Source organism: Streptomyces sp. AC627_RSS907 (genome assembly GCF_019049165.1).
The window spans coordinates 16,911-41,134 of the sequence record NZ_JAGMUE010000062.1 but is presented as its reverse complement, the minus strand read 5'-3'; the positions used below and the strand labels follow the sequence as shown (position 1 = coordinate 41,134).

14 protein-coding genes are annotated in these 24,224 nt (G+C 73.5%); 12 read left to right on the top strand and 2 right to left on the bottom strand.

All coding sequences use genetic code 11. The features are described from left to right. The first annotated feature begins 82 nt into the window (after positions 1 to 82). On the top strand, positions 83 to 1,594 hold the full coding sequence (guaB, locus tag KUM32_RS15750; protein WP_217142515.1) for an IMP dehydrogenase: 1,512 nt from the start codon (positions 83 to 85) through the stop codon (positions 1,592 to 1,594). A gap of 105 nt (positions 1,595 to 1,699) precedes the next feature. Then, positions 1,700 to 2,824 carry a GuaB3 family IMP dehydrogenase-related protein gene (locus KUM32_RS15745; protein ID WP_217142514.1) on the top strand — a complete coding sequence of 375 codons (1,125 nt, stop codon included), beginning with the start codon at positions 1,700 to 1,702 and terminating at the stop codon, positions 2,822 to 2,824. 80 nt (positions 2,825 to 2,904) lie between these two features. Here KUM32_RS15745 and KUM32_RS15740 read toward each other — a convergent pair whose 3' ends face one another. After that, positions 2,905 to 4,113 (bottom strand): nucleotide sugar dehydrogenase, encoded by a 1,209-nt coding sequence (locus KUM32_RS15740; RefSeq protein WP_217142513.1) that lies wholly within the window; start codon positions 4,111 to 4,113, stop codon positions 2,905 to 2,907. Positions 4,114 to 4,417: 304 nt separating this feature from the next. Between KUM32_RS15740 and KUM32_RS15735 the strand changes: the two genes are divergently transcribed. The 9 genes from KUM32_RS15735 to KUM32_RS15695 all read left to right on the top strand — a co-directional run bounded on the left by KUM32_RS15735 (position 4,418) and on the right by KUM32_RS15695 (position 21,096). Next, positions 4,418 to 6,124 (top strand): glycerol-3-phosphate dehydrogenase/oxidase, encoded by a 1,707-nt coding sequence (locus tag KUM32_RS15735; RefSeq protein WP_217142512.1) that lies wholly within the window; start codon positions 4,418 to 4,420, stop codon positions 6,122 to 6,124. 148 nt (positions 6,125 to 6,272) lie between these two features. Beyond that, a complete protein-coding gene (locus KUM32_RS15730; RefSeq protein ID WP_217142511.1) occupies positions 6,273 to 8,357 on the top strand; it encodes a serine/threonine-protein kinase in 2,085 nt (694 codons plus the stop codon). 153 nt (positions 8,358 to 8,510) lie between these two features. Beyond that, a complete protein-coding gene (locus tag KUM32_RS15725) occupies positions 8,511 to 11,642 on the top strand; it encodes a protein kinase (protein WP_217142510.1) in 3,132 nt (1,043 codons plus the stop codon). Positions 11,643 to 11,797: 155 nt separating this feature from the next. Next, positions 11,798 to 13,654, top strand: a complete 1,857-nt coding sequence (locus KUM32_RS15720; protein ID WP_217142509.1) for a serine/threonine-protein kinase — start codon at positions 11,798 to 11,800, stop codon at positions 13,652 to 13,654. Positions 13,655 to 13,762: 108 nt separating this feature from the next. Further along, positions 13,763 to 14,947 (top strand): serine/threonine-protein kinase, encoded by a 1,185-nt coding sequence (locus KUM32_RS15715; protein ID WP_217142523.1) that lies wholly within the window; start codon positions 13,763 to 13,765, stop codon positions 14,945 to 14,947. 81 nt (positions 14,948 to 15,028) lie between these two features. After that, a complete protein-coding gene (locus tag KUM32_RS15710; protein WP_217142508.1) occupies positions 15,029 to 16,732 on the top strand; it encodes a serine/threonine-protein kinase in 1,704 nt (567 codons plus the stop codon). Continuing rightward, entirely contained in the window at positions 16,732 to 17,490 is a 759-nt protein-coding gene (locus KUM32_RS15705; protein WP_217142507.1) for a serine/threonine-protein kinase, read from the top strand. The genes KUM32_RS15710 and KUM32_RS15705 overlap by 1 nt, the downstream gene beginning before the upstream one ends. Before the next feature lie 104 nt (positions 17,491 to 17,594). Further along, on the top strand, positions 17,595 to 19,208 hold the full coding sequence (locus KUM32_RS15700; RefSeq protein ID WP_217142506.1) for a succinic semialdehyde dehydrogenase: 1,614 nt from the start codon (positions 17,595 to 17,597) through the stop codon (positions 19,206 to 19,208). A gap of 97 nt (positions 19,209 to 19,305) precedes the next feature. Next, positions 19,306 to 21,096 carry a GMC family oxidoreductase gene (locus tag KUM32_RS15695; protein WP_217142505.1) on the top strand — a complete coding sequence of 597 codons (1,791 nt, stop codon included), beginning with the start codon at positions 19,306 to 19,308 and terminating at the stop codon, positions 21,094 to 21,096. A gap of 825 nt (positions 21,097 to 21,921) precedes the next feature. On the opposite strand, the gene KUM32_RS15690 is transcribed toward KUM32_RS15695, so the two are convergent. Next, positions 21,922 to 22,209 carry a chorismate mutase gene (locus KUM32_RS15690; protein WP_217142504.1) on the bottom strand — a complete coding sequence of 96 codons (288 nt, stop codon included), beginning with the start codon at positions 22,207 to 22,209 and terminating at the stop codon, positions 21,922 to 21,924. A 341-nt stretch (positions 22,210 to 22,550) separates the two neighbouring features. Between KUM32_RS15690 and guaA the strand changes: the two genes are divergently transcribed. Further along, positions 22,551 to 24,131 (top strand): glutamine-hydrolyzing GMP synthase, encoded by a 1,581-nt coding sequence (gene guaA / locus KUM32_RS15685; protein WP_217142503.1) that lies wholly within the window; start codon positions 22,551 to 22,553, stop codon positions 24,129 to 24,131. The last annotated feature ends 93 nt before the right edge of the window (positions 24,132 to 24,224 follow it).

The window sequence follows — 24,224 nt, the reverse complement described above, 5'->3', positions numbered from 1 at the left end:
CTCCTTGATCGTGGAATGAGCCACCCCCGCTTCCCGTTAGCATGGACATCCGCACCGATCAAGGCCATTTGGGGAAGGTGTCATGACTGCCAACGTCGACGGAGTGCCCGAGAAATTCGCGACGCTCGGGCTGACCTACGACGACGTGCTGCTGCTGCCGGGTGCATCAGAGGTGCTCCCCAACGCGGTCGACACCTCGTCCCGCATCTCCCGCAACGTCCGGGTGAACATCCCGCTGCTCTCGGCGGCGATGGACAAGGTGACCGAGTCCCGCATGGCGATCGCCATGGCCCGCCAGGGCGGCGTCGGTGTGCTGCACCGCAACCTGTCCATCGAGGACCAGGTCAACCAGGTCGACCTCGTCAAGAGGTCCGAGTCCGGCATGGTCACCGACCCGATCACGGTGCACCCGGAAGCCACGCTGGCCGAGGCGGACGCCCTGTGCGCCAAGTTCCGCATCAGCGGCGTCCCGGTCACCGACCCGGCCGGCAAGCTGCTCGGCATCGTCACCAACCGCGACATGGCCTTCGAGTCCGACCGCACGCGCCAGGTGCGCGAGGTCATGACGCCGATGCCGCTGGTGACCGGCAAGGTCGGCATCTCCGGCGTGGACGCCATGGAGCTGCTGCGCCGCCACAAGATCGAGAAGCTTCCGCTGGTCGACGACGAGGGCGTCCTCAAGGGCCTCATCACGGTCAAGGACTTCGTCAAGGCCGAGCAGTACCCCCACGCCGCCAAGGACTCCGAGGGCCGGCTGCTGGTCGGCGCCGCCGTCGGCGCCAGCCCCGAGGCGCTGGAGCGTGCCCAGGCCCTGGCCGCTGCGGGCGTGGACTTCCTGGTCGTCGACACCTCGCACGGCCACAACAGCAACGCCCTGAGCTGGATGGCGAAGATCAAGTCCAGCATCGGCGCCGGTGTCGACGTGATCGGCGGCAACATCGCCACCCGGGACGGCGCCCAGGCCCTGATCGACGCCGGCGTCGACGGCATCAAGGTCGGCATCGGCCCCGGCTCGATCTGTACGACCCGCGTCGTCGCCGGCATCGGCGTCCCGCAGGTCACGGCCATCTACGAGGCGTCCCTCGCGGCCCGCGCGGCCGGTGTCCCGCTGATCGGCGACGGCGGCCTGCAGTACTCGGGCGACATCGGCAAGGCGCTGGCCGCCGGTGCCGACACGGTGATGCTCGGCAGCCTGCTCGCGGGCTGCGAGGAGTCCCCGGGCGAGCTGCAGTTCATCAACGGCAAGCAGTTCAAGTCGTACCGCGGCATGGGCTCGCTCGGTGCCATGCAGTCCCGCGGCCAGGGCCGGTCGTACTCGAAGGACCGCTACTTCCAGGCCGAGGTGGCGTCCGACGACAAGCTGGTGCCCGAGGGCATCGAGGGCCAGGTGCCCTACCGCGGCCCGCTGGCCAACGTGCTGCACCAGCTCGTCGGCGGCCTGCGCCAGACCATGGGGTACGTGGGTGCCGCGACGATCGCGGAGATGGAGTCGAAGGGCCGCTTCGTGCGGATCACCTCCGCCGGCCTCAAGGAGAGCCACCCGCACGACATCCAGATGACGGTCGAGGCACCGAACTACAGCCGCAGCAAGTAGGCAGAAGGCCTTCCAGGGCGGCCCCGGGAGCATCCGGGGCCGCCCTCGCCGTGTCCGTCGGGGATACTGGAAGGCGCTGCAACGCATGAGGGAAAGGCCACAGACGTGACTGAGATCGAGATCGGGCGCGGCAAGCGCGGCCGCCGGGCGTACGCCTTCGACGACATCGCCGTCGTCCCCAGCCGCCGTACGCGGGACCCGAAGGAGGTCTCGATCGCCTGGCAGATCGACGCCTACCGCTTCGAGCTGCCGTTCCTGGCCGCTCCCATGGACTCGGTCGTCTCCCCGGCCACCGCCATCCGCATCGGCGAGCTGGGCGGCCTGGGCGTGCTGAACCTCGAGGGCCTGTGGACCCGGTACGAGGACCCGCAGCCGCTGCTCGACGAGATCGCCGAGCTCGACGCGGACACCGCGACCCGCCGCCTCCAGGAGGTCTACGCGGCTCCCATCAAGGAGGAGCTGATCGGGCAGCGCATCAAGGAGGTGCGCGACTCGGGCGTGGTCACCGCCGCCGCGCTCTCCCCGCAGCGCACCGCCCAGTTCTCCAAGGCGGTCGTGGACGCGGGCGTGGACATCTTCGTCATCCGCGGTACGACGGTCTCGGCGGAGCACGTCTCCGGCTCGCACGAGCCGCTGAACCTGAAGCAGTTCATCTACGAGCTCGACGTCCCGGTGATCGTCGGCGGCTGCGCCACCTACACCGCGGCCCTGCACCTGATGCGCACCGGCGCGGCGGGCGTCCTCGTCGGCTTCGGCGGCGGCGCGGCCCACACCACGCGCAACGTGCTGGGCATCCAGGTCCCGATGGCCACGGCCGTCGCCGACGTGGCCGCCGCCCGCCGTGACTACATGGACGAGTCCGGCGGCCGGTACGTGCACGTCATCGCCGACGGCGGCGTCGGCTGGTCCGGCGACCTGCCCAAGGCGATCGCCTGCGGCGCCGACTCCGTGATGATGGGCTCGCCCCTCGCGCGCGCGACCGACGCGCCGGGCAAGGGCAACCACTGGGGCATGGAGGCCGTCAACGAGGAGCTGCCCCGCGGCAAGAAGGTCGACCTCGGCACGGTCGGCACCATCGAGGAGATCCTCACCGGCCCGTCCCACACCCCCGACGGCTCGATGAACTTCTTCGGCGCGCTGCGCCGGGCGATGGCGACGACCGGGTACAGCGAGCTCAAGGAGTTCCAGCGGGTCGAGGTGACGGTGGCGGACTCGCAGCACCGGCGGTAGTCCCCGCACGACGCGGGAAGGGGCCGGTCACCCGGGCGGGGTGACCGGCCCCTTCGCGTGTCCGCGTGCGGGGCCCTTCCTCACAGCCGGTGTGCCGCCCCCGTGGGCGTGGCCCCCCGCGTGTCCAGCAGGAGCTGGGCCTTCACCGACAGGCCCTGGAGGTCGTACGTGCGGTGCTGCTGGAGGAGGACCGTCAGGTCGGCTTCGGCGGCGGCCTCGTAGAGCGAGTCGGCGCGGGGGACGGGGCGGTCGTGGACGTTCCAGGACGGGATGTGCGGGTCGTGGTAGCTGACGGCGGCGCCCATCGACATCAGGCGGGACGCGATCTCCTCGGCCGGGCTCGCCTGCTGGTCGGCGAGGTCCGCCTTGTAGGTGACGCCGAGGAGCAGGACGCGGGCGCCGCGCGCGGACTTGCCGTGCTCGTTGAGGAGGGCGGCGGCGCGCTGGACGACGTAGCGGGGCATCTGGGAGTTGACCTGCTGCGCCAGCTCCACCATGCGCAGGCTGTGGGGGGCCTGGCCGGTCAGGTCCTGGGGTACGGAGTGGCCGCCGACGCCGGGGCCCGGCCGGAAGGCCTGGAAACCGAACGGTTTGGTCTCCGCGCAGCGCAGGACGTCCCACAGGTCGACGCCCAGGTCGTTGCAGAGGACGGCCATCTCGTTGACGAGGGCGATGTTCACGTGCCGGAAGTTGGTCTCCAGGAGCTGGACCGTCTCCGCCTCGCGGGGGCCACGCGCGCGTACCACCTTGTCGGTGAGGCGGCCGTAGAAGGTGGCCGCCGACTCGGTGCAGGCGGGGGTGAGGCCGCCGATGACCTTCGGGGTGTTGGCCGGGGTGAAGTCGCGGTTGCCGGGGTCGGCGCGGCTGGGGGAGTAGGCGAGGTGGAAGTCGCGGCCGGCGCGCAGCCCGGAGCCCCGCTCCAGGAGCGGGCGCAGGAACTCCTCCGTCGTCCCGGGCCGCACGGGCGACTCCAGGATGACCGTGGTGTGCGGGCGCATGTGGGCGGCCAGGGTGCGGGCGGCGGCCTCCACCTGGGTGAGGTCCAGGCCGCCGTCCGGGCCCGGCGGGGTCGGCGCGCAGATGACCGCGGTGCGTACCCGGCCCAGCTCTGCCGGTCCCGCGGCCGTGCGGAAGCCGGTCGAGAGCATGCGGCGCAGCTCGGCGGGGGTGAGCGGGTCGGCCTCCGGGCCGGTGCGGTAGCCGAGGGTGGAGACGCCGGCGGCGACGGCGGCCTGGGCCAGGGGCAGGCCGTACGGGCCGAGTCCGATGACGGCGAGATCTGCGGGCATGGCGTGGGCCGTCCTTCCCAGTAACCGAAGCGGGACAGGCGCGCAAGCCCGGTGGACAGGACGGGCGAGCACAACGTCAGACTAGGAGTAAATATGACCGATTTGCGGGATTGGTCGGCCGAGTTTCGGGGAGTGTCGACGTTTCGGTGGGCCTCGGCGTGCCGTGCGCGGAAGTTGTCCACAGGCTGAGGGCGGGCGGCGGCCGATGTCGGGCGAGCCGGTCAGAATCTGGGCATGGTGGGTACCAGGAACCGGGCTTCGCCCAACGGGTGCGGCCGACGCGACCCGACAGCGGGAGGCAGCAGTGAGGACAGCGACACTGGGCCCGGCGCAGCGCGCCGAGTCGCTCGCGGCCATGGCCGAGCGCGAGCTGGACGTACTGGTGGTGGGCGCGGGCGTGGTCGGTGCGGGCACCGCCCTCGACGCCGTGACCCGGGGCCTGTCCACCGGCCTGGTCGAGGCACGGGACTGGGCGTCGGGCACCTCCAGCAGGTCCAGCAAGCTCATCCACGGCGGCCTGCGCTACCTGGAGATGCTCGACTTCGCCCTCGTACGGGAGGCGCTGAAGGAGCGGGGCCTGCTGCTGGAGCGGCTCGCACCGCACCTCGTGAAGCCCGTGCCCTTCCTGTACCCCTTGCAGCACAAGGGCTGGGAGCGCCTCTACGCCGGCTCGGGCGTCGCCCTCTACGACGCCATGTCGATGGCCCGCGGACACGGCCGGGGCCTGCCGGTGCACCGGCACCTGAGCCGTCGTCACGCCCTGCGGGTGGCGCCCGCCCTGAGGAAGGACGCACTGGTCGGCGCGCTCCAGTACTACGACGCCCAGATGGACGACGCCCGGTTCGTGACGACGCTGGTGCGCACGGCCGCGGCGTACGGCGCCCCGGTCGCCAACCGCGCGCGCGTGACCGCGTTCCTGCGCGAGGGCGAGCGCGTGGTCGGCGCACGGGTGCAGGACGTCGAGGCGGGCGGGGAGTACGACATCCGCGCCAAGCAGATCGTGAACGCGACCGGGGTGTGGACCGACGACACCCAGTCCCTGGTGGGCGAGCGCGGCCAGTTCCACGTCCGGGCGTCCAAGGGCATCCACCTGGTCGTGCCCAAGGACCGCATCCACTCCACCACCGGGCTGATCCTGCGCACCGAGAAGTCCGTGCTGTTCGTCATCCCCTGGGGCCGGCACTGGATCATCGGCACCACGGACACCGACTGGGACCTGGACAAGGCGCACCCGGCCGCGTCCAGCGCGGACATCGACTACCTGCTGGAACACGTCAACTCGGTGCTGTCCGTACCGCTCACGCGCGACGACGTCGAGGGCGTGTACGCCGGTCTGCGCCCGCTGCTGGCCGGTGAGTCGGACGCCACCAGCAAGCTCTCGCGCGAGCACACCGTCGCGCACCCGGTGCCCGGCCTGGTCGTCGTGGCGGGCGGCAAGTACACGACGTACCGGGTGATGGCCAAGGACGCCGTGGACGAGGCGGTGCACGGGCTCGACCTGCGGGTCGCCGACTGCGTCACCGAGGACACGCCGCTGCTCGGCGCCGAGGGCTACCGGGCGCTGTGGAACGCGCGGGCGCGGGTCGCCGCGCGCACCGGCCTGCACGTCGTACGCGTGGAACACCTGCTGAACCGGTACGGCGCCCTGACCGAGGAACTGCTGGAGCTCATCGCCGCCGACCCCTCCCTCGGCGCACCGCTGCACGCCGCCGACGACTACCTGCGGGCCGAGATCGTCTACGCCGCCTCGCACGAGGGCGCGCGGCACCTGGACGACGTACTGACCCGGCGCACCCGCATCTCCATCGAGACCTTCGACCGGGGCACGCGCAGCGCCCGCGAGGCCGCCGAGCTGATGGCACCGGTGCTGGGCTGGGACGCGGACCAGGTCGAACGCGAGATCCAGCACTACGAGAAGCGGGTGGAGGCCGAGCGGGAGTCGCAGCGCCAGCCGGACGACCTGACGGCGGACGCGGCCCGGCTGGGGGCACCGGACATCGTGCCGCGGTAGTGACCGCCGGGGCGGGGGTGACAGGAGGTCAGTCCCCGTCACCGCCCGCCCCCGCGGCCGAACCGCCCGAGAGGCACCCTGGGCGTCGAGCACTTGTCGGGTGAGGGACAATGAAGGCTCTGTCAGGGCGGGTTGCATGAGGGGACGCATGTCGGAGGCGGAGCGGGCGGGGACACCCCGTACGGACAAGAGCGCACGTCTCCTCGCCGGGCGCTACCGGCTGGGAGACGTGCTCGGCCGCGGCGGCATGGGGACGGTGTGGCGGGCCGAGGACGAGACCCTGGGACGCACGGTCGCCGTCAAGGAGCTGCGGTTTCCGGGGAACATCGACGAGGAGGAGAAGCGGCGCCTGATCACGCGCACGCTGCGTGAGGCCAAGGCGATCGCGCGGATCCGCAACAACAGCGCCGTCACGGTCTACGACGTCGTCGAGGAGGACGACCGCCCGTGGATCGTGATGGAACTCGTCGAGGGCAAGTCGCTCGCCGAGGCCATCCGGGAGGACGGCCTGCTGGAGCCGAAGCGCGCGGCCGAGGTCGGGCTCGCCGTCCTGGACGTCCTGCGCTCCGCGCACCGCGAGGGCATCCTGCACCGTGACGTGAAGCCGTCCAACGTGCTGATCGCCGAGGACGGCCGGGTCGTGCTCACCGACTTCGGCATCGCCCAGGTCGAGGGCGACCCGTCCATCACCTCCACCGGCATGCTCGTCGGCGCCCCCTCCTACATCTCCCCGGAACGCGCCCGCGGCCACAAGCCCGGCCCGGCCGCCGACCTGTGGTCGCTCGGCGGACTGCTGTACGCGGCCGTGGAGGGCACCCCGCCCTACGACAAGGGTTCCGCGATCGCGACGCTCACCGCCGTGATGACGGAGAACCTGGAGGAGCCGAAGAACGCCGGCCCGCTGCGGGACGTCATCTACGGGCTGCTCACCAAGGATCCCGCCCAGCGGCTCGACGACGCGGGCGCCCGCGCGATGCTCAACAAGGTCATCCACGCGCCCGAGGCCGAGGCCGAACCGGCCGACGCCACCAAGGTCGTACCCCTGCCCGAGCAGCCGGACGCGCGGGGGCGCCGGGGCGGCGGTTCGCCGGGCGCCGGGGGCAAGCGGGCCGCCGAGGAGGCCGGGGAGCGGCTGCGGGGAGCGCTGCGGTCGGTGCGCAAGGCCGCCGTCGGAGCCGGCGCGGCCGGTGCCGCGGCCACCTCCCGGACCAAGCCGGGCGCCGCCGACCGGACCGCGCCGGGGGCCGCGGGGACGGCCGCCGCCACGGGCTCCGCCGGGACGGCCGCCGCGTCGCGTGGGCCGGGCTCTGCGGGCACCGCGGGAGCGCATGGGCAGGGGACTGCCGGTTCGCGGGGGCCGGGGGGCGCCGGGGCGGCACCCGCGAGGGCCGCCGGTGCGGGAGCGGCCCCGGGGGCGCAGCACGCGCCCGCGGGCGCCCGGAGTTCCGGGTGGCCCGTCGTACCGCCGTCGGACCTGCCGCCCCGTCAGGTGCCGCGGGCGCCGCTCACCGACGTGGTGCCGCGCCGGACACTGGTGATCATCGCGGTGGTCGTGGCGCTCGCCGTACTCGGCACCGTGCTGGCCCTCGCACTCGGCGGCGACGACGAGAAGGGGGCCCAGGGCGGAAGCGGTGACAAGGCCGTCGCCTCCGCCACCGCGAGCGGTGACAGCGGGCGGGACGAGGAGAGCGGGACCGGGACGGACGGCTCCGCCTCGGCGCCGGCGACGGACGGCGGCTCGGCCGGTGCGACGGGCCCCGGCACGGGCGCGTCCGGTGACGCCGGGAAGTCCGACGACGAGGAGGTGGCCGGCACCCACAAGGGGGGCCAGGGCTACCGCATCGGGCTGCCCGAGGGGTGGAAGTACCAATCCACGGGCTCCGCGGGAGACCGGTTCACCGGCCCCCAGGGGCAGAAGCTGCTCGTCGCCTGGACGTCCACGCCCAAGGGCGACCCGGTCGCGGACTGGAAGAACCAGGAGCGGTACATGGTCCGCTCGCAGTACAAGAGGATCCGCATCGAGAAGGTGGGCTACCGGGGCTGGAACACGGCCGACTGGGAGTTCACCTACACGGACGGCGGTACCCGGTACCGCACCGTGGACCGGGGTTTCGTGGTCAACGACCACCAGGGCTACGCCCTCATGTACACCGCGAAGGCCGCCGACTGGGACAGTGACCTGCGCCGGGACACCTGGCGGACCCTGGCGAAGACCTTCGAGCCCAAGTCCTGAACCGGCGGGGCCCGGGTTTGAGCGGCCCGATATCTGGCATCCCCTCTTTGTGGGTTGCCTCCGGCACGTATCGTGAGTGCTCGCGGACCGTGCGCAGCGGGAACGGCCCGCCGGACGAACGGAATTGACCGACGGGCTGCCGGGGGTGGCGACGTGGACGACTATGCGGGACGGGTGCTCGCCGACCGCTACCGCCTGCCCCTGCCGCCGTCCGACGAGTACGAACTGACCGAGACGCGGGCCTTCGACACCTACAGCGGTCAGGAAGTCCTGGTCCGGCAGGTGCCGTTGCCGGAGGTCGTCGAGGCGGAGGTGCTCGACGCGGACGGTCTGCCCGACGGCTTCACGGCCCGGGACGGCGACGTCCGGCGCCCCGGCCGGCGGCCTCCGGCCGAGCGCGGCGGCACGCGGCGGCCCGCCGACCCCGTGGTGCGCCGCGCCGTCGAGGCCGCGCAGGCCGCGGCCGCCGTCCCCGACCACCCGCGCCTGGACCAGGTCTTCGACGTGTTCGCCGAGGGCGGTTCACTGTGGATCGTGAGCGAACTGGTGGCCGCGAGGCCGCTGGCCGCCCTGCTCGCCGAGCAGCCGCTGACGCCGTACCGGGCGGCCGAGGTGGCCTCCGACATCCTGCTGGCGCTACGGGTGCTGCACGCCTACGGCTGGGTGCACCGGAACATCACCGCGCGCACGGTGCTCGTCTGCGACGACGGGCGCGTGATGCTGACCGGCCTGGCGGTCGGTGCGGCGGAGGAGGCGCTGTGCGGGTACGACCCGGTCCCCGCCCCTGAGGACGAGGCGGACGGGGACGCCGCGGGCCGGGGCGCGCGGACCGCCCCGAGCGGCGCCGGCGGCTTCGGCCCCGGCGGGCCGGGGAGCGCCGGGGGTGTGGGCGTGGGCCCGGGCGGGCCGGGCGGCCCGGGTGGGACCGGTCCCGGCGGGCCGGGGAGCGCCGGGGGTGTGGGCGTGGGCCCGGGCGGGCCGGGCGGCCCGGGTGGGACCGGTCCCGGTGCGGGGGCGCCCTTCCCGGGAGGTCCGGGCCTCGACGCCGGTCCCAGGGGGGCCGCCGGTGCGGTGGGCCCGGGGGGTGCCGTGGGGGCCCGTGGTGCGGTGGGCCCTGGTGGTGCGGATTCCTCCGGTGGTGCGGTGGGCTCCCGTGGCGCGGTGGGGCCTGCTGGTGCGGTGGGTCCCAGGGGCGCGGGGACCAGTGGCGTCATGGGCCCCGACGGCGCCCTGGACAGCGGCACCGCGCCGGACCCTGCCGGGCCCCTGGGGTACGGCAGCGCGTCGGGTTCCGGTGGTGTCACGGGTTCCGGCAGCGCGTCGGGTTCCGGTGGTGTCACGGGTTCCGGCAGCGCGTCGGGTTTCGGTGGTGTCACGGGTCCCGGTAACGCGTCGGGTCCCAGCGGCACCCTGGGCCCCACGGGGCGTGGCCCCGAGGCCGAGAGGCGGGCCGCCATCGAGGCGCGGGGTGTCGGCGGGTTGCCGGTGCCCGGCGTCCCGGGACCGGGCGGTGCCCCCGCCGGGCGCGCCCACGCGTCCCTCGACGCCGACGGTGACGTACGTGCGGCGCGCGCGGGGGCGATCGCCGCGTACCGCGCGGGAGCCCGTGCGGCGGCCCGCGTCCAGGAGGCGCAGAACGGGCGCGCGGCCCTGCCCGGCGCACGCCCGGCGCCCGACGACGCCCCTGCACAGCCGCCCCGCCACGGCGGTCACACCACGGAGCCGGGCGCCCCGCAGACCCTCCACGCCGCCCCGTCCACGGACGTCACGGGTCGTGACGCGTCACCCGGTGCCGCCCCGCCCCCGGACGCAACCGGCCCGGGCGGTGCACCCGGTGCCGCCCCGCCCGGGCAGATCGTCGACCCCTACGGCGTACGCGCCGCCTCCTGGCACGGTGCCACCTCCCGCACCCCCGACCCGGCCCCCGCTCCGGCGGTCGGACGGGCCCTGTCCGCGGCCCCGCGGCAGGAAGCCGCCGTCGCACCCTCCGGGCACGGGGACGACGGGCTCGCCCGCACCCCGGCCCGGCACGGTCCGGCCACCGCACTCGCCGCCGAGCGGGCACGGCAGGCCCGGATGGCCGTGGTCGGTCCCGTGACCGAACGCTGGGCGCCGGAACAGGCCGGCCCGGTGCACGAGAACTGGCAGTTGGCCGCGCCCATCGGCCCCGCGACCGACCTGTGGGCGCTGGGCGCGCTGCTCTTCCGCGCCGTGCAGGGACACGCGCCCTACCCGGAGGAGTCGACCGCCGAGCTGGTGCAGATCGTGTGCGCGGAGCCGCCGGCGTTCGCCGAGGAGTGCGGGCCGCTGCGGCCCGTCGTGGAGTCGCTGCTGCGTCAGGACCCCACCGAACGCCTTGACTTCGAGGAACTGCGCGGCTGGCTGCGCTCGCTGGTGCGCTCGGCGCCCGAGCCGGACGCCGGCCTGCACGTCGTCCCGGCCCCGCCCGCCGACACCAGCCGGCTGCCGATCGTGCGCCGTCGGGGCGAACTGGTGCGCAGGCGGCGTGCCGGGCTGCCCACGCACCACGGGCGGCACAAGCGGGCCAGGCGGGAAACCGCCCGCTCCCCGCGCAGCCTCGGCCGGACGCTGCTCCTGCTGATACTGCTCGCCCTGGCCGGAGCGATCGCGTACGCCATGTACTTCATGCCCAAGAGCGACACGAGCGGGTCCGGCACCCCGGACCGCACGGGCGCCGTCGGCGAGGCGAGCCAGGCGCCGCCCGCGGGGTCCACGGACGCCGGCAACGAGCCCCGGCCGGAGCAGACCTCACCCGGGGGCGACCCCAGCGACTCCAGGCCGGAGGCCGGTTCCGCCGCGACGCAGACCACCGCCGACGGGTTCGCCCTGCGCAAGGACCCGGAGGGCTTCAGCGTCGCCGTGGCCGAGGGCTGGAACCGCACGCCCCGCAACGGCAGCGGCCAGGTCGTGTACGGCAAGGGCGACTTCGAGCTCATCGTCGTACCCGGCCGGGACCGCGCCGCTGAGTACGGCGACGACCCGATGGTCTACCAGCGCGACAAGGAGCCCGAGTTGGGCGCGTACCGCGCCTCCAGCTGGTCCACCTCCAGCGGACTGAAGAACATCGAGGTCGGCGGACGCGCCATGGCCGAGGGGCAGTTCATCTGGACCGGCGCCGACGGCGACGAGCTGTACGTGCGCAACATCGCGATGCTGATCGACGGTCGCTACCACGTGGTGCAGGTCCGCGGCCCGGAGGCGGAGCGGGACGAGGTGACCCGGGTGTACGAACAGGCGTCCACCACTTACCAGTACACGGGCTGACGGCTCTGGACGGCCGTCCGGCCCGATGGTTGACTCCCGCCGCGGAAAGCGACAACAGTCACAGAGCGGTTTTCATACCACCCCACCCGTTCCCCGGAAGGGGGCCGGTCCCTAGTCTGACCCTGACAAGACCATTGCGGGGCAACGTGAATCAGATGCAGGGCCGGCTCCTCGCGGGCCGTTACCGGCTCGGTGACGCCATCGGCAGCGGCGGCATGGGCCGCGTGTGGCGCGCTCACGACGAGGTGCTGAACCGGACCGTCGCCATCAAGGAGCTGACCGCCGCGCTCTACGTCTCCGAGAGCGACCGGGCCATCCTGCTGGCGCGCACCCGGGGCGAGGCGCGCGCGGCCGCGCGGATCAACCACTCGGCCGTCGTCACCGTGCACGACGTACTCGAACACGACGGCCGGCCGTGGATCGTGATGGAGCTGGTGGAGGGGCGCTCACTGGCCGACGCGGTCAAGGAGGAGGAGCGCGTCGACCCCCGGGAGGCGGCCCGCGTCGGCCTGTGGGTGCTGCGCGCCCTGCGCGCCGCGCACGCGGCCGGCGTCCTGCACCGGGACGTCAAGCCCGGCAACGTCCTGCTCGGCGACGACGGGCGCGTGCTGCTCACCGACTTCGGCATCGCGCAGATCGAGGGCGACAGCACCATCACCCGCACCGGAGAGGTCGTCGGCTCCGTCGACTACCTGGCACCCGAGCGCGTCCGCGGCCACGACCCCGGGCCCGCCTCCGACCTGTGGGCGCTCGGCGCGACGCTGTACACGGCGGTGGAGGGCACCTCGCCGTTCCGCCGCACCTCACCGCTCACCACCATGCAGGCGGTCGTCGAGGAGGAGGCCGACGAACCCCGCTACGCCGGCCCGCTCGCGCCCGTCATCACCGCCCTGCTGCGCAAGGATCCGGCCACGCGGCCCGACGCCACCGAGACCGAGCACATGCTCGCCCAGGCCGCGGAGGGACGGCGTCCGAACGCGGCCCAGGCATACGTGCCGACGCAGTACGCGGGGGCGCGGGGACACGGCGGCACGGCGTACCCGGCAGCTCCCGGGGCGGCGCAGCCCACGGGCGGGACCGCCGGGACGCCCGGTTCACCGGTGACCGGGCCGACGGCCGCCGGCCGGCCGGGAGTGGCACACCACCCGGCGCAAGGGCCGATGACGGCTGGTCAGGCGGCCACCGGGCACCCGTCGTCAGGACCGCTGGGGGCGACCGGCCCGACGGCCCAGGGGTACGCGGCCCAGGGGTACGCGGCGACGGGCCCCGTACCGACCGGCCCGACGGCGTCGGGGTACGCGCCGACCGGTGTGACGGGCACCGCTCCCGTACGGCCCCGGCGCCGCCGGCTGCGCACCCTCGCCCTGGTCGTCGCGGTCGCCGCCGTCGTCGGCGCGGGCACCGCCGTGATGATGCGCCAGGGCGACGACGGCGGCACGGCCGCCGGACCGGACGCCCCCCACGCGCCGTCGTCCTCTTCCTCGCCCTCGCCTTCACCCTCCGCCTCCGCCACGGCGGGCGAGGACCCCTCCGGGTCCGTACCGGCCGGCTGGGTCCGGCACGACGACCCGGTGGGATTCAGCCTCTACCTGCCCGAGGGCTGGCAGCGGAAGGTGTACGGCGACAACGGCCAGCTCCGGCAGGTCGACTACACCCCGGACGGCGGCGAGCACTTCGTCCGCATCGCCGTCGACTCCGCTCCCGACTACAACGACCCCTACACGCACCAGCTCGACCTCGAGCAACAGCTTCAGCGGCTGGTCGACTACCGGCGTGTCACCCTGGAGCGGACCACCTACCGCGACCGCGACAGCGCCCGCTGGGAGTACACCTGGACCGCCCTGGCGAAGGACGGCCCCTTCCCCGGCCCGCGCCGCGCCGTCGAGGAGATGTACATGTCCCGGGACGGCGTCGAGTACGTCATCTACATGTCGGGTCCCGCGGACGACTGGCCGACCACGGAGCGGCAGTTCGAGGCCGTGCTGCGGAGCTGGCAGGAGAAGTCCGCCTGAACCCGCACCGTGCGACGGCCGGGAACCGGCGCGGGGCCCTCCCGTCCCCGTCGGTTGTCGGCCACGCACGTCCCGATGGTCCGGAGCCGGTCCGTCCGGTGCGGCATGATGGGACGCATGGTGACCGAGCGGGCGGGCGGGCGTGTCATCGCAGGCCGTTACCGGCTCCATGAGCGGCTCGGCCGCGGCGGCATGGGCATCGTGTGGCGGGCGACCGACCAACTGCTCGGCCGGCAGGTGGCCGTGAAGGCACTCCCCGTCGACGAGACCCTCTCCGCGGCCGAGGCACGGCGGCGCCGGGAGCGGACCCTGCGCGAGGCCCGCGCGGTCGCGCAGTTGAGCCACCCGCACGTCATCGTCGTGCACGACGTCGTCGAGGACGACGAACGCGCGTACATGGTCATGGAACTGGTCGACGGCGGCTCGCTCGCCGACCGCGTCCTCAGCCACGGCCCGGTCGACGCCGCCGAGGCCGCCCGCATCGGCATCGCCCTGCTCGGCGCCCTGCGCACCGCCCACGCGGCCGGGATGCTGCACCGGGACGTCAAGCCGTCGAACGTACTGGTCGCCGAGGACGGCAGGGTCGTCCTCACCGACTTCGGCGTCGCCCAGGTCGCGGGCGCCACCACGCTCACCGAGACCGGGTCCTTCGTCGGCTCGCCCGAGTACACCGCCCCGGAGCGGATGTCCGGCGCCGGGACCGGACCGGAGTCCGACCTGTGGTCGCTGGGCGTGCTGCTGTGCGCGATCCTGAGCGGCGCCTCCCCCTTCCACCGCGACTCGCTGGGCGGCATCCTGCACGCCGTCGTCACCGAGGAGATCCGCCCGCCCGCCCAGGCCGGGCCGCTCCTGCCCGTCGTACGGGGACTGCTCGAACGCGATCCGCGGCGGCGGCTGGACGCCACCGAGGCGGAGCGGATGCTGCGCGCCTTCCTGGCCACCGGCCGGACACCCGCGGCGGACCGGACCGGAGAGCCCCGGCACGTGACGCGGAGCGTGCTCACGGCGGTGCTGCTGGTGGTCGCGGCGGCGGGCGCGGGCATCTCGGCGGCGGTGCTGCTCGCGGACGAGGGCGGTGACGGGGGTGGTACGCCGCCGAGTTCGGCACCCGTGACGTCGACGACGGAGTCGATGCCACCGTCCGCCTCCGCGTCCAGCGCCACGTCCGTCTCCGCGTCCGTCTCCGCGTCCAGCGCCGCCACGTCCGTCTCCGCCCCGGCCACCGTCTCCGCCTCCGCCTCCGTGGTGCCGCCCGTCTCCGCGTCCCCCGCAACGCACGTAAACCGGAGATAAGCGGCACCCCGCGTCACGGGTCTGTGACCGCCGGGCACCGGCGGTGGAACCGTGGGCGTCCGGCGCGGTATGGATGGACCCATGAGCAGCAACGGGGGGCCTCGCGAGGAGGCGGACGAGCCGACGAGTTTTGGCCTGCGACCACCGATTCCGCCGGTGGCCGTGCCGCATCCCGGGAATCCGTACGCGGCGCCCACCCAGGTCATGCCGCCGCCGTCGCAGGCGCGACCGCCGCGCGCGCCGGAAAGGCCGTCGGCGCCCGCGCCGGTGCCCGCCCGGGACCCGGGCGCCGGGCGGATCATCGCCGGACGCTACCGGTTGGTGGCCAGGCTCGGCCACGGCGGCATGGGCACGGTGTGGCGGGCGAAGGACGAGACGGTGGACCGCGAGGTCGCCGTCAAGGAGCCTCGCATACCCGACCATCTTCCCGAACGCGAACGGGACAACGCCTTCGAACGGATGCGCCGGGAGGCGCGCGCAGCGGCCCGGCTCGACCACCCCGCGGTGGTCAACGTGCACGACGTGGCGGTCGTGGACGACCAGCCGTGGATCGTGATGGAGCTGGTGCGGGGGCGCTCGCTGGGCGACGCTTTGCAGGAGGGCACGCTGAGCGCGCGCGAGGCGGCCCGTATCGGCCTGGAGGTGCTCGGCGCGCTGGAGGCCGCGCACGCGGCCGGCGTCCTGCACCGGGACGTGAAGCCCGACAACGTCCTGCTCGGCCGGCACGGCCGCGTCGTCCTCACCGACTTCGGCATCGCCCGGATCGAGGGAGACACCGATCTGACCGACACCGGCGGTTTCGTCGGCTCACCCGAGTACATCGCCCCGGAGCGGGTGCTGGGCCGGCGTCCCGGCCCGGCGAGTGACCTGTGGTCGCTCGGCGTGGTGCTGTACGTGGCGACGGAGGGCGTCTCGCCGTTCCGCCGCAGCAACACGCCCGCCACGCTCCAGGCGGTGCTCAACGCCGCGCCCGCGCCGCCCGTCGCCGCGCCGGGCCCGCTGGCCGAGGTCATCACGGGCCTGCTGGACAAGGACCCGGCACGCCGTCCGGACGCCGCCCGGGTCCGTGCCCTGCTGGACGCCGCCGCGAACCCGCCCGCGCCGCCGCCCACCCAGGTGGCCCGGCTGGAGGAGCCGGGCGGGCCGGCCGTGTCCAGGTGGAGTGTCCGGCTGGGCCGCAACGCGTGGATCACCCTCGGCGCGGCGGTCGTCGCGGCGGCGGTGGCGTCGTACCTGGTGGTCGCGGACCCCTTCGCGGGGCCGTTGCCGGACGGCTGGAAGCGGCACCGGCTCGGCGACCGGGCCGGCATGAGCGTCGCCGTGCCGGCCGCGTTCGTGAAGCAGAAGCACGCCGAGGACTGGGACGGCACCAACGAGACGTTCGCCGACCCCAGTGGTGCGGTCGTCGTCTCCGTGGACCGCGACATCAAGGCCGAGGACAAGGACGGCAAGATCCCGGACACCGCGGGGGCGGGGGCCTGGGCCGACTGGGACATGCTCAAGGACGGCGAGTACTCCTGGAACTTCGCCGACGAGCCCGCTCCGCGCGGCGAACCGGGCGAGACGGAGTACAAGGGCGGGAAGGCCGCCGAGAACACCATCACCTACACGACCACCGACCTGCAGAACCCCCGCACGCGTGAGTACCACATCCTGTACTACAAGGCCGGGAACGGTGACATGTACCGGGTGTCGATCGACTACCCGGGCAAGGGCCACTTCGCAGACGACGGACGGGAGATCGCCCGGACGGTGGTGGCCAACTGGGAGGTCGACGAGCTCTGATGGGACTCCAGGGCCGGCTGGTCGGGGAACGCTACCGGCTGCTCCAGCGCGCCGGGTCCGGTGCGACGGGAACCGTCTGGCGGGCGTTCGACGAGCTGGGGGCGCGCGAAGTCGCCGTCAGGCGACCACGGTTGCCGGGTGATCCCGCGGACGAGGCGTACCGCCGTGCCGCCCACCGTCTCTACCGCGAGGCGCGTGCCGCCGCCCGCGTCGACCACCCCGCCGCCGTCCGCATCCACGACGTGGTCGTGGAGGAGGCCGGGACCGACGGACTGCCCTGGATCGTCATGGAGTGGGTCCCCGGCGAGGCCCTGCGCGAGGTGCTCCGGCGCGGTCCGGTGGCGGCGCCCGAGGCCGCCCGCACAGGCCTCGCCGTCCTCGGTGCCCTGCGGGCCGCGCACGCCGTCGGCATCGTGCACCGTGCGGTCACGCCCGGCAACGTCCTGCTCGGCCCGCACGGCCGCGTCGTGCTTACCGGCTTCGGCACCGCCCACGTACCGGGTGCGCGGTCGCCCCGGGGCGCCGGACCCGCGGCCGACCTGCGGTCGCTGGGCGCCCTGCTGCACACCGCCGTCGGCGGCGGGACGCCGGGCGGGCCGCTCGGTCCGCTGATCGAGCGGCTGCGGGGGCAGGACACCGGTCTGCTTCCGGACGCGGAGGAGATCGCCGAGCACCTGGAGGCGGTGGCCGGCAACCCCTGTGCCCGCGCCGGACCGAAAAGACGCGATCAGCACCAGCCCTTTCGCATAACGTCCTGATCAGCGAGTTTGTTGCCAGCGATCACTGGCGTCGTGTGAGCGGTCGGTGAATCCCCATTACCGCCGGGTACACAAAGCCCTCGCGGCGTCATACCCTGCGGCTCATGACGGACGCGCAGGCCCCGGAAATCACCGGCACGAACCCTCTCGCCCCCGCCCCCCAGGGCGCTCGCACCGCTGCCGACGTGGTCACCCCCGAGCTGGTCGCCCAGCTCACCAAGGGCGTGGCCGGCTCCGGTCGTACCGCCAACCACACGCCGTTCACCGGCGAGAAGCTGGCCGACCTGCCCGAGTCGACGCCCGAGGACGTGGCCGGTGCCTTCCAGCGGGCCCGCGCCGCCCAGGACGTGTGGGCCCGGACGCCGGTACGGCAGCGCGCCGCCGTCCTGCTGCGCTTCCACGACCTGGTCCTGGAGCGTCAGGCCGAGGTCCTCGACCTCATCCAGCTGGAGACCGGCAAGGCCCGCCTGCACGCCCACGAGGAGGTCCAGGCCGTCGCCGTCGCCGCCCGGCACTACGGCCGCAAGGCCCCCGCCTACCTGCGGCCCAAGCGGCACACCGGCGCCGTCCCGGCCCTGACGAAGGTCACCGAACTGCGTCACCCGCGCGGCGTCGTCGGCCAGATCGCCCCCTGGAACTACCCGCTGGAGCTGTCCGTCGGCGACGCGCTCCCCGCGTTCGTCGCGGGCAACGCGGTCGTGATGAAGCCCGACACCGAGACCTGCCTGACCGCCCTGTGGGCGCGCGATCTCCTCATCGAGGCCGGCCTGCCCGCGGAGGTCTTCCAGGTCGTCCTCGGCGAGGGACCCGTGATCGGCCCCGAGGTGGTCAGGCACGCCGACTACGTCTCCTTCACCGGATCCACCCGCACCGGCCGCGAGGTCGCCCAGGGCGCCGCCGCCCGCCTGGTCGGCGTCTCCCTCGAACTCGGCGGCAAGAACGCCATGCTGGTGCTGGAGGACGCCGACATCGAGAAGGCCGCGGCGGGCGCCGTCCGCGCCTGCTTCTCCTCGGCCGGCCAGCTCTGCATCTCCATCGAGCGGCTCTACGTCCACGAGTCGGTCGCCGACGCCTTCCTGGAGCGCTTCGCCGCCCGCACCAGGGCCATGCGGCTCGGCGCCTCCCTCGCCTACGGCGCCGACATGGGCTCGCTGGTGGGTGAGCGGCAGCTGGAGACCGTCCAGCGGCACGTGGAGGACGCGCTCGCGCACGGCGCGAAGCTGGTGACCGGCGGCGTAGCCCGCCCCGACATCGGCCCGTACTTCTACGAGCCGACCATCCTCGACGGGGTCACCGCCCCCATGGCCGTGTGCGCCGAGGAGACCTTCGGCCCGGTCGTGTCCGTCCACCGCTTCACGACCGAGGACGAGGCGGTCGCGCACGCCAACTCCACGCCCTACGGCCTGAACTCCTCCGTCTGGACGAAGGACGCCCGGCGCGGCCGGGACGTCGCCGCCCGGCTGCGCACCGGCACGGTCAACATCAACGAGGGGTACGCGCCCGCCTACGGCAGCGTCCAGTCGCCGATGGGCGGCATGAAGGACTCCGGCCTCGGCCGCCGGCACGGCTCCGAGGGCATCCTCAAGTACACCGAGGCCCAGACCGTCGCCCACCAGCGGCTGCTGCCGATGGCGCCGTCGCTGGGGATGGACGACGAGACGTACGCGGCCTTCATGAGCCGGAGCCTGCGGCTCATGAAGGCGTTCCGGTTCAGGTAGCCGACCCGGGGCGGGGCCGTACCGGTGTGCGGCCCCCGCCCCGGGAGCGCGACCGGCCACGACCCGCCCGCACGCGACACTCAAAGAGGAGACACCCGTGCCCAAGGACGCTTACGACTACGACGTGGTCGTCGTGGGTTCCGGCTTCGGCGGCTCCGTGTCCGCCCTCCGCCTGACGGAGAAGGGCTACAGGGTCGGCGTCCTGGAGGCCGGCCGGCGCTTCGTCCGGGAGTCGCTGCCGAAGAACTCCTGGGACCTGAAGAACTACCTCTGGGCCCCGAAGCTCGGCATGTACGGCATCCAGCGCATCCACCTGCTCGGGAATGTCATGGTCCTGGCAGGTGCGGGGGTCGGCGGCGGCTCCCTCAACTACGCCAACACCCTGTACGTACCGCCGAAACCCTTCTTCGACGACCCCCAGTGGCGGGACATCACCGACTGGGAGGAGGAGCTGACGCCGTATTACGACCAGGCCCGGCGCATGCTCGGCGTCCGCCTCAACCCGACGACGACCCCCTCCGACGTGCACCTGAAGGCCGCCGCGGAGCGGATGGGCGTCGGCGACACCTTCCACATGGCACCGGTCGGCGTCTTCTTCGGCGACGGCGAGGACGCCGACGGCACGGCGCGGGCGGAACCCGGCGAGCAGGTGCCCGACCCCTACTTCGGCGGCGCGGGCCCGGCCCGCACGGCCTGCAACGAGTGCGGCGAGTGCATGACCGGCTGCCGGCACGGCGCGAAGAACACGCTCAACGAGAACTACCTGTACCTCGCCGAGAAGGCGGGCGCGGTCGTGCACCCGATGACGACGGTCGTCTCGGTCACGGACGACTCGCGCGGCGGCTTCGCGGTCGCCACGCTCCCCACCGACCGACGGAGGAAGGGCCCGGGCCGTACCTTCACGGCCCGCCGGGTCGTCATCGCCGCCGGCACCTACGGCACCCAGACCCTGCTGCACCGGATGAAGGCCGGCGGCCAGCTCCCGTACCTGTCCGACAGGCTCGGCGAGCTGACCCGCACCAACTCCGAGGCGCTGGTCGGCGCCCAGACCGACGACCGGCGCTACCGCAAGGCGACCGGCGCGTCACGGGCCGACTTCACGCGCGGCGTCGCCATCACGTCCTCGATCCATCCGGACGCCAACACCCACATCGAGCCGGTCCGTTACGGCAAGGGCTCCAACTCGATGGGCAGCCTGTCGATCCTCCAGGTCCCCTACGCGGGCGAGTCCGGCTCCGGCGCCCACCGCGTTCTGGGCTTCCTCGCGCACGTGGCCAGGCACCCCGTGCACGCCCTTCGCTCCCTCTCCAACCGGCGCTGGTCGGAGCGGACCATCATCGGCCTGGTGATGCAGTCGCTGGACAACTCCCTGACGACGCACCTGAAGCCGACGGGCGTCGGCAAGGGCGTGCTCACCGCACGCCAGGGCCACGGCTCGCCCAACCCCAAGCAGATCCGGGCCGCGACGGAGGGCGCCGCCGCGCTCGCCGCCGAGATCAACGGCTTCGCCGGATCCAACGTGGGGGAGCTGATGGGGACCCCGCTCACCGCCCACTTCCTCGGCGGCTGCCCGATCGGCGCCTCCCGCGAGAGCGGCGTCGTCGACCCCTACCACCGGCTCTACGGCCACCCCGGCATATCGGTCGTGGACGGCGCCGCGGTCTCGGCGAACCTGGGCGTCAACCCGTCCCTGACCATCACCGCGCAGGCGGAGCGGGCCATGTCGTACTGGCCGAACAAGGGCGAGCCCGACCCGCGCCCGGCGCAGGGGGCGGCCTACGAACGCCTGGCCCCCGTCGAGCCCAAGTCCCCGGCCGTCCCGGCGGAGGCCTTCGGCGCGCTCCGGCTGCCGTTCCTGGGGATGCCGACGGTGCCGTCGAAGAAGTAGAAGAAGCAAGAAGACGCAGAAGAAGCAGAGGTGCGTCCGAGAAGCAGGCGTGCCGTCGACGTAGCGGCACGGTGGGAAGGACCTGCGCCCCCCTCCGAGCGCAGCTCCTTCCCACCGGCTTGCCAGGGGAGAGGCCGGTCGGTCTCTGCGCCTGTTTGATCGGCGAAGGCGGTGGATGGTTGTCCCGGATCCACGGAATCCCGTGTGGGCTGCGTCACATGCGCGCGCGGTGTGGGGGCGTGTGACGTCACCTGCGCGAGCGGCGTGCGAAGGGCCCCGCGGGGCTTGGGCCGCGGGGCCCTTCCTCGGCCCGGCGCCGGCGTCAGGACGGCGCCGGTGCCCGGAGAGCGGCGCCGGGGGGTCGCGCCGCTTGCCTTGGACGGCCGTGCAGTGGTGAGTGGGGCGCGCGGGGGCCCGGCCCGCGCCCGCCCGTGCCGCACATGGCTGGACGGGGAGGACCTTCGCGACCGCTGGTCCGGGATCCGGACGTATTCCGTCGGCCGGCCCCGGGCGTCCCCGGAGCCGGCCGTTCTCTTGCGTGACCGGGCTGCTGTCCCCTGCCGTCCGGTCACCTGCCCGGAGCGAGGTCCCACGACGTACGGCACGATCCGTACGTCTCATCGCTCCGGTGAGCCACGCGTGGTTTCTTTCGGGCCCGCCTCTGGCTGACACGGACACCGGGACCAACGAAACCGCTCGGCCGCCGGTCACGCGCCGTACGGGTGAGAAGTGTCCGAACCCACATACGGTCTTCGGGCGTGGTCATGGGGCGCGGCGTTCGAGCGCGGCCCTTCGGGCATGGCCCCGGGCGCGGCCTGCCGACTCTCAGACGCGCCCCCGGCACAGCTCCAGCATCGTCATCGCCAGCGCCGTACCCGGCTTGCCCAGCGCCTGCCGGTAGTGGTCGAGGACCTCGTTCTCACGGGAGAGGTTCACGCGCCGGCCACCGGAGGTGATCCGCGCCTCCTGGATGACGGCGGAGACGGCCATCCGTTCCTGGATCAGGCCGATGATCCGGTCGTCGAGCGCGTCGATGCGCTCCCGGGCACCGGTGATCAGGCCGGCGGCCTCGGTGGTGCGGGCGCCGGTCCTGTCCGTAGCGGTGGCGTTCACGGGGGCTCCTCTGGGGATTCGGGAGGCGGCCCGGAGCGAGAGGGCCCGGAAACGACAGGCGCCCCGGACCTTGTCGGCCCGGGGCGCCTGGGAAGTCGCTTGTCAGTTGCTCAAGCAGCACGACCATGGCAGCCGGTGGGCCGGTTGCCATAGGTAAACAGGTACGTCGGGTGCGTGAGCATGGAACCAGTATGCCCCGGGGACGGACGGTGTCCAAGCCGGTTCGTATGGTGAGACATGGAGGGTGGGACGGCCGGGGCGCCGTGCGCGGAACGTCTCACCCGCCCACCTCGGTAGAATCGGGAGCACAAGACCCCCGCCCGACCGCCGGAAGGCACCCCGTGTCATCAGCGACTCCCGCTGCCGCCGCCCCCGACACCGTCCTGGTCGTCGACTTCGGCGCGCAGTACGCCCAGCTCATCGCCCGCCGTGTCCGCGAGGCGCGGGTCTACAGCGAGATCGTGCCGAGTTCCATGCCGGTCGCGGAGATGCTCGCCAAGAACCCGGCGGCCATCATCCTCTCCGGTGGCCCCTCGTCGGTGTACGAACCGGGCGCCCCGACCGTCGACCGCGCCCTGTTCGAGGCGGGCGTCCCCGTCTTCGGCATGTGCTACGGCTTCCAGCTCATGGCGCAGACCCTCGGCGGCACCGTCGACAACTCCGGCGCCCGTGAGTACGGACGCACGGACCTGACCGTCTCCAAGCCGTCCTCCACCCTCTTCGAGGGCACCCCCACCGAGCAGGCCGTCTGGATGTCGCACGGCGACGCCTGCTCCGCCGCCCCCGAGGGCTTCACCGTCACCGGCTCCACGGACGTCGTCCCGGTCGCCGCGTTCGAGAACGACGAGAAGAAGCTCTACGGCGTCCAGTACCACCCCGAGGTGATGCACTCCACGCACGGGCAGCAGGTGCTGGAGCACTTCCTGTACCGGGGCGCGGGCCTCAGCCCGGACTGGACCACCGGCAGTGTCATCGAGGAGCAGGTCGCGGCCATCCGCGAGCAGGTCGGCGACAAGCGCGCCATCTGCGGTCTGTCCGGCGGCGTGGACTCCGCCGTCGCCGCGGCCCTCGTCCAGAAGGCCATCGGCTCCCAGCTGACCTGCGTCTACGTCGACCACGGTCTGATGCGCAAGGGCGAGACGGAGCAGGTCGAGAAGGACTTCGTCGCCGCGACCGGCGTCCAGCTGAAGGTCGTCGACGCGCAGGAGCGCTTCCTGAACGCGCTCGCCGGGGTCACCGACCCCGAGGAGAAGCGGAAGATCATCGGCCGCGAGTTCATCCGCGTCTTCGAGCAGGCCCAGGCCGAGATCATCGCCGACGAGGGCCCGGCCGTGGAGTTCCTCGTCCAGGGCACCCTCTACCCCGACGTGGTCGAGTCCGGCGGCGGCACCGGCACCGCCAACATCAAGTCCCACCACAACGTCGGCGGGCTTCCCGAGGACCTCGAGTTCCAGCTCATCGAACCGCTGCGCAAGCTGTTCAAGGACGAGGTCCGCATGGTCGGCCAGGAGCTGGGCCTGCCGGACGAGATCGTCCAGCGCCAGCCGTTCCCCGGCCCGGGTCTCGGCATCCGCATCGTCGGTGAGGTCACCAGGGAGCGGCTCGACCTGCTCCGCGAGGCCGACGCCATCGCCCGCGAGGAGCTGACCGCGGCCGGCCTCGACCGCGACATCTGGCAGTGCCCCGTGGTGCTGCTCGCGGACGTCCGCTCGGTCGGCGTCCAGGGCGACGGCCGCACCTACGGCCACCCGATCGTGCTGCGGCCCGTCTCGTCCGAGGACGCGATGACCGCCGACTGGTCGCGGCTGCCGTACGACGTCCTCGGCAAGATCTCCACCCGCATCACCAACGAGGTGGCGGACGTCAACCGGGTCGTCCTCGACGTGACCTCGAAGCCGCCGGGCACGATCGAGTGGGAGTAGGCCCGGAAGGCCTGTCGTTCGGAACGGGTCGGCTGGGACGGATCGCGCTCAGCCGACCCGGGGCCCCGTGACGTCGGCATGATCCGGACGACG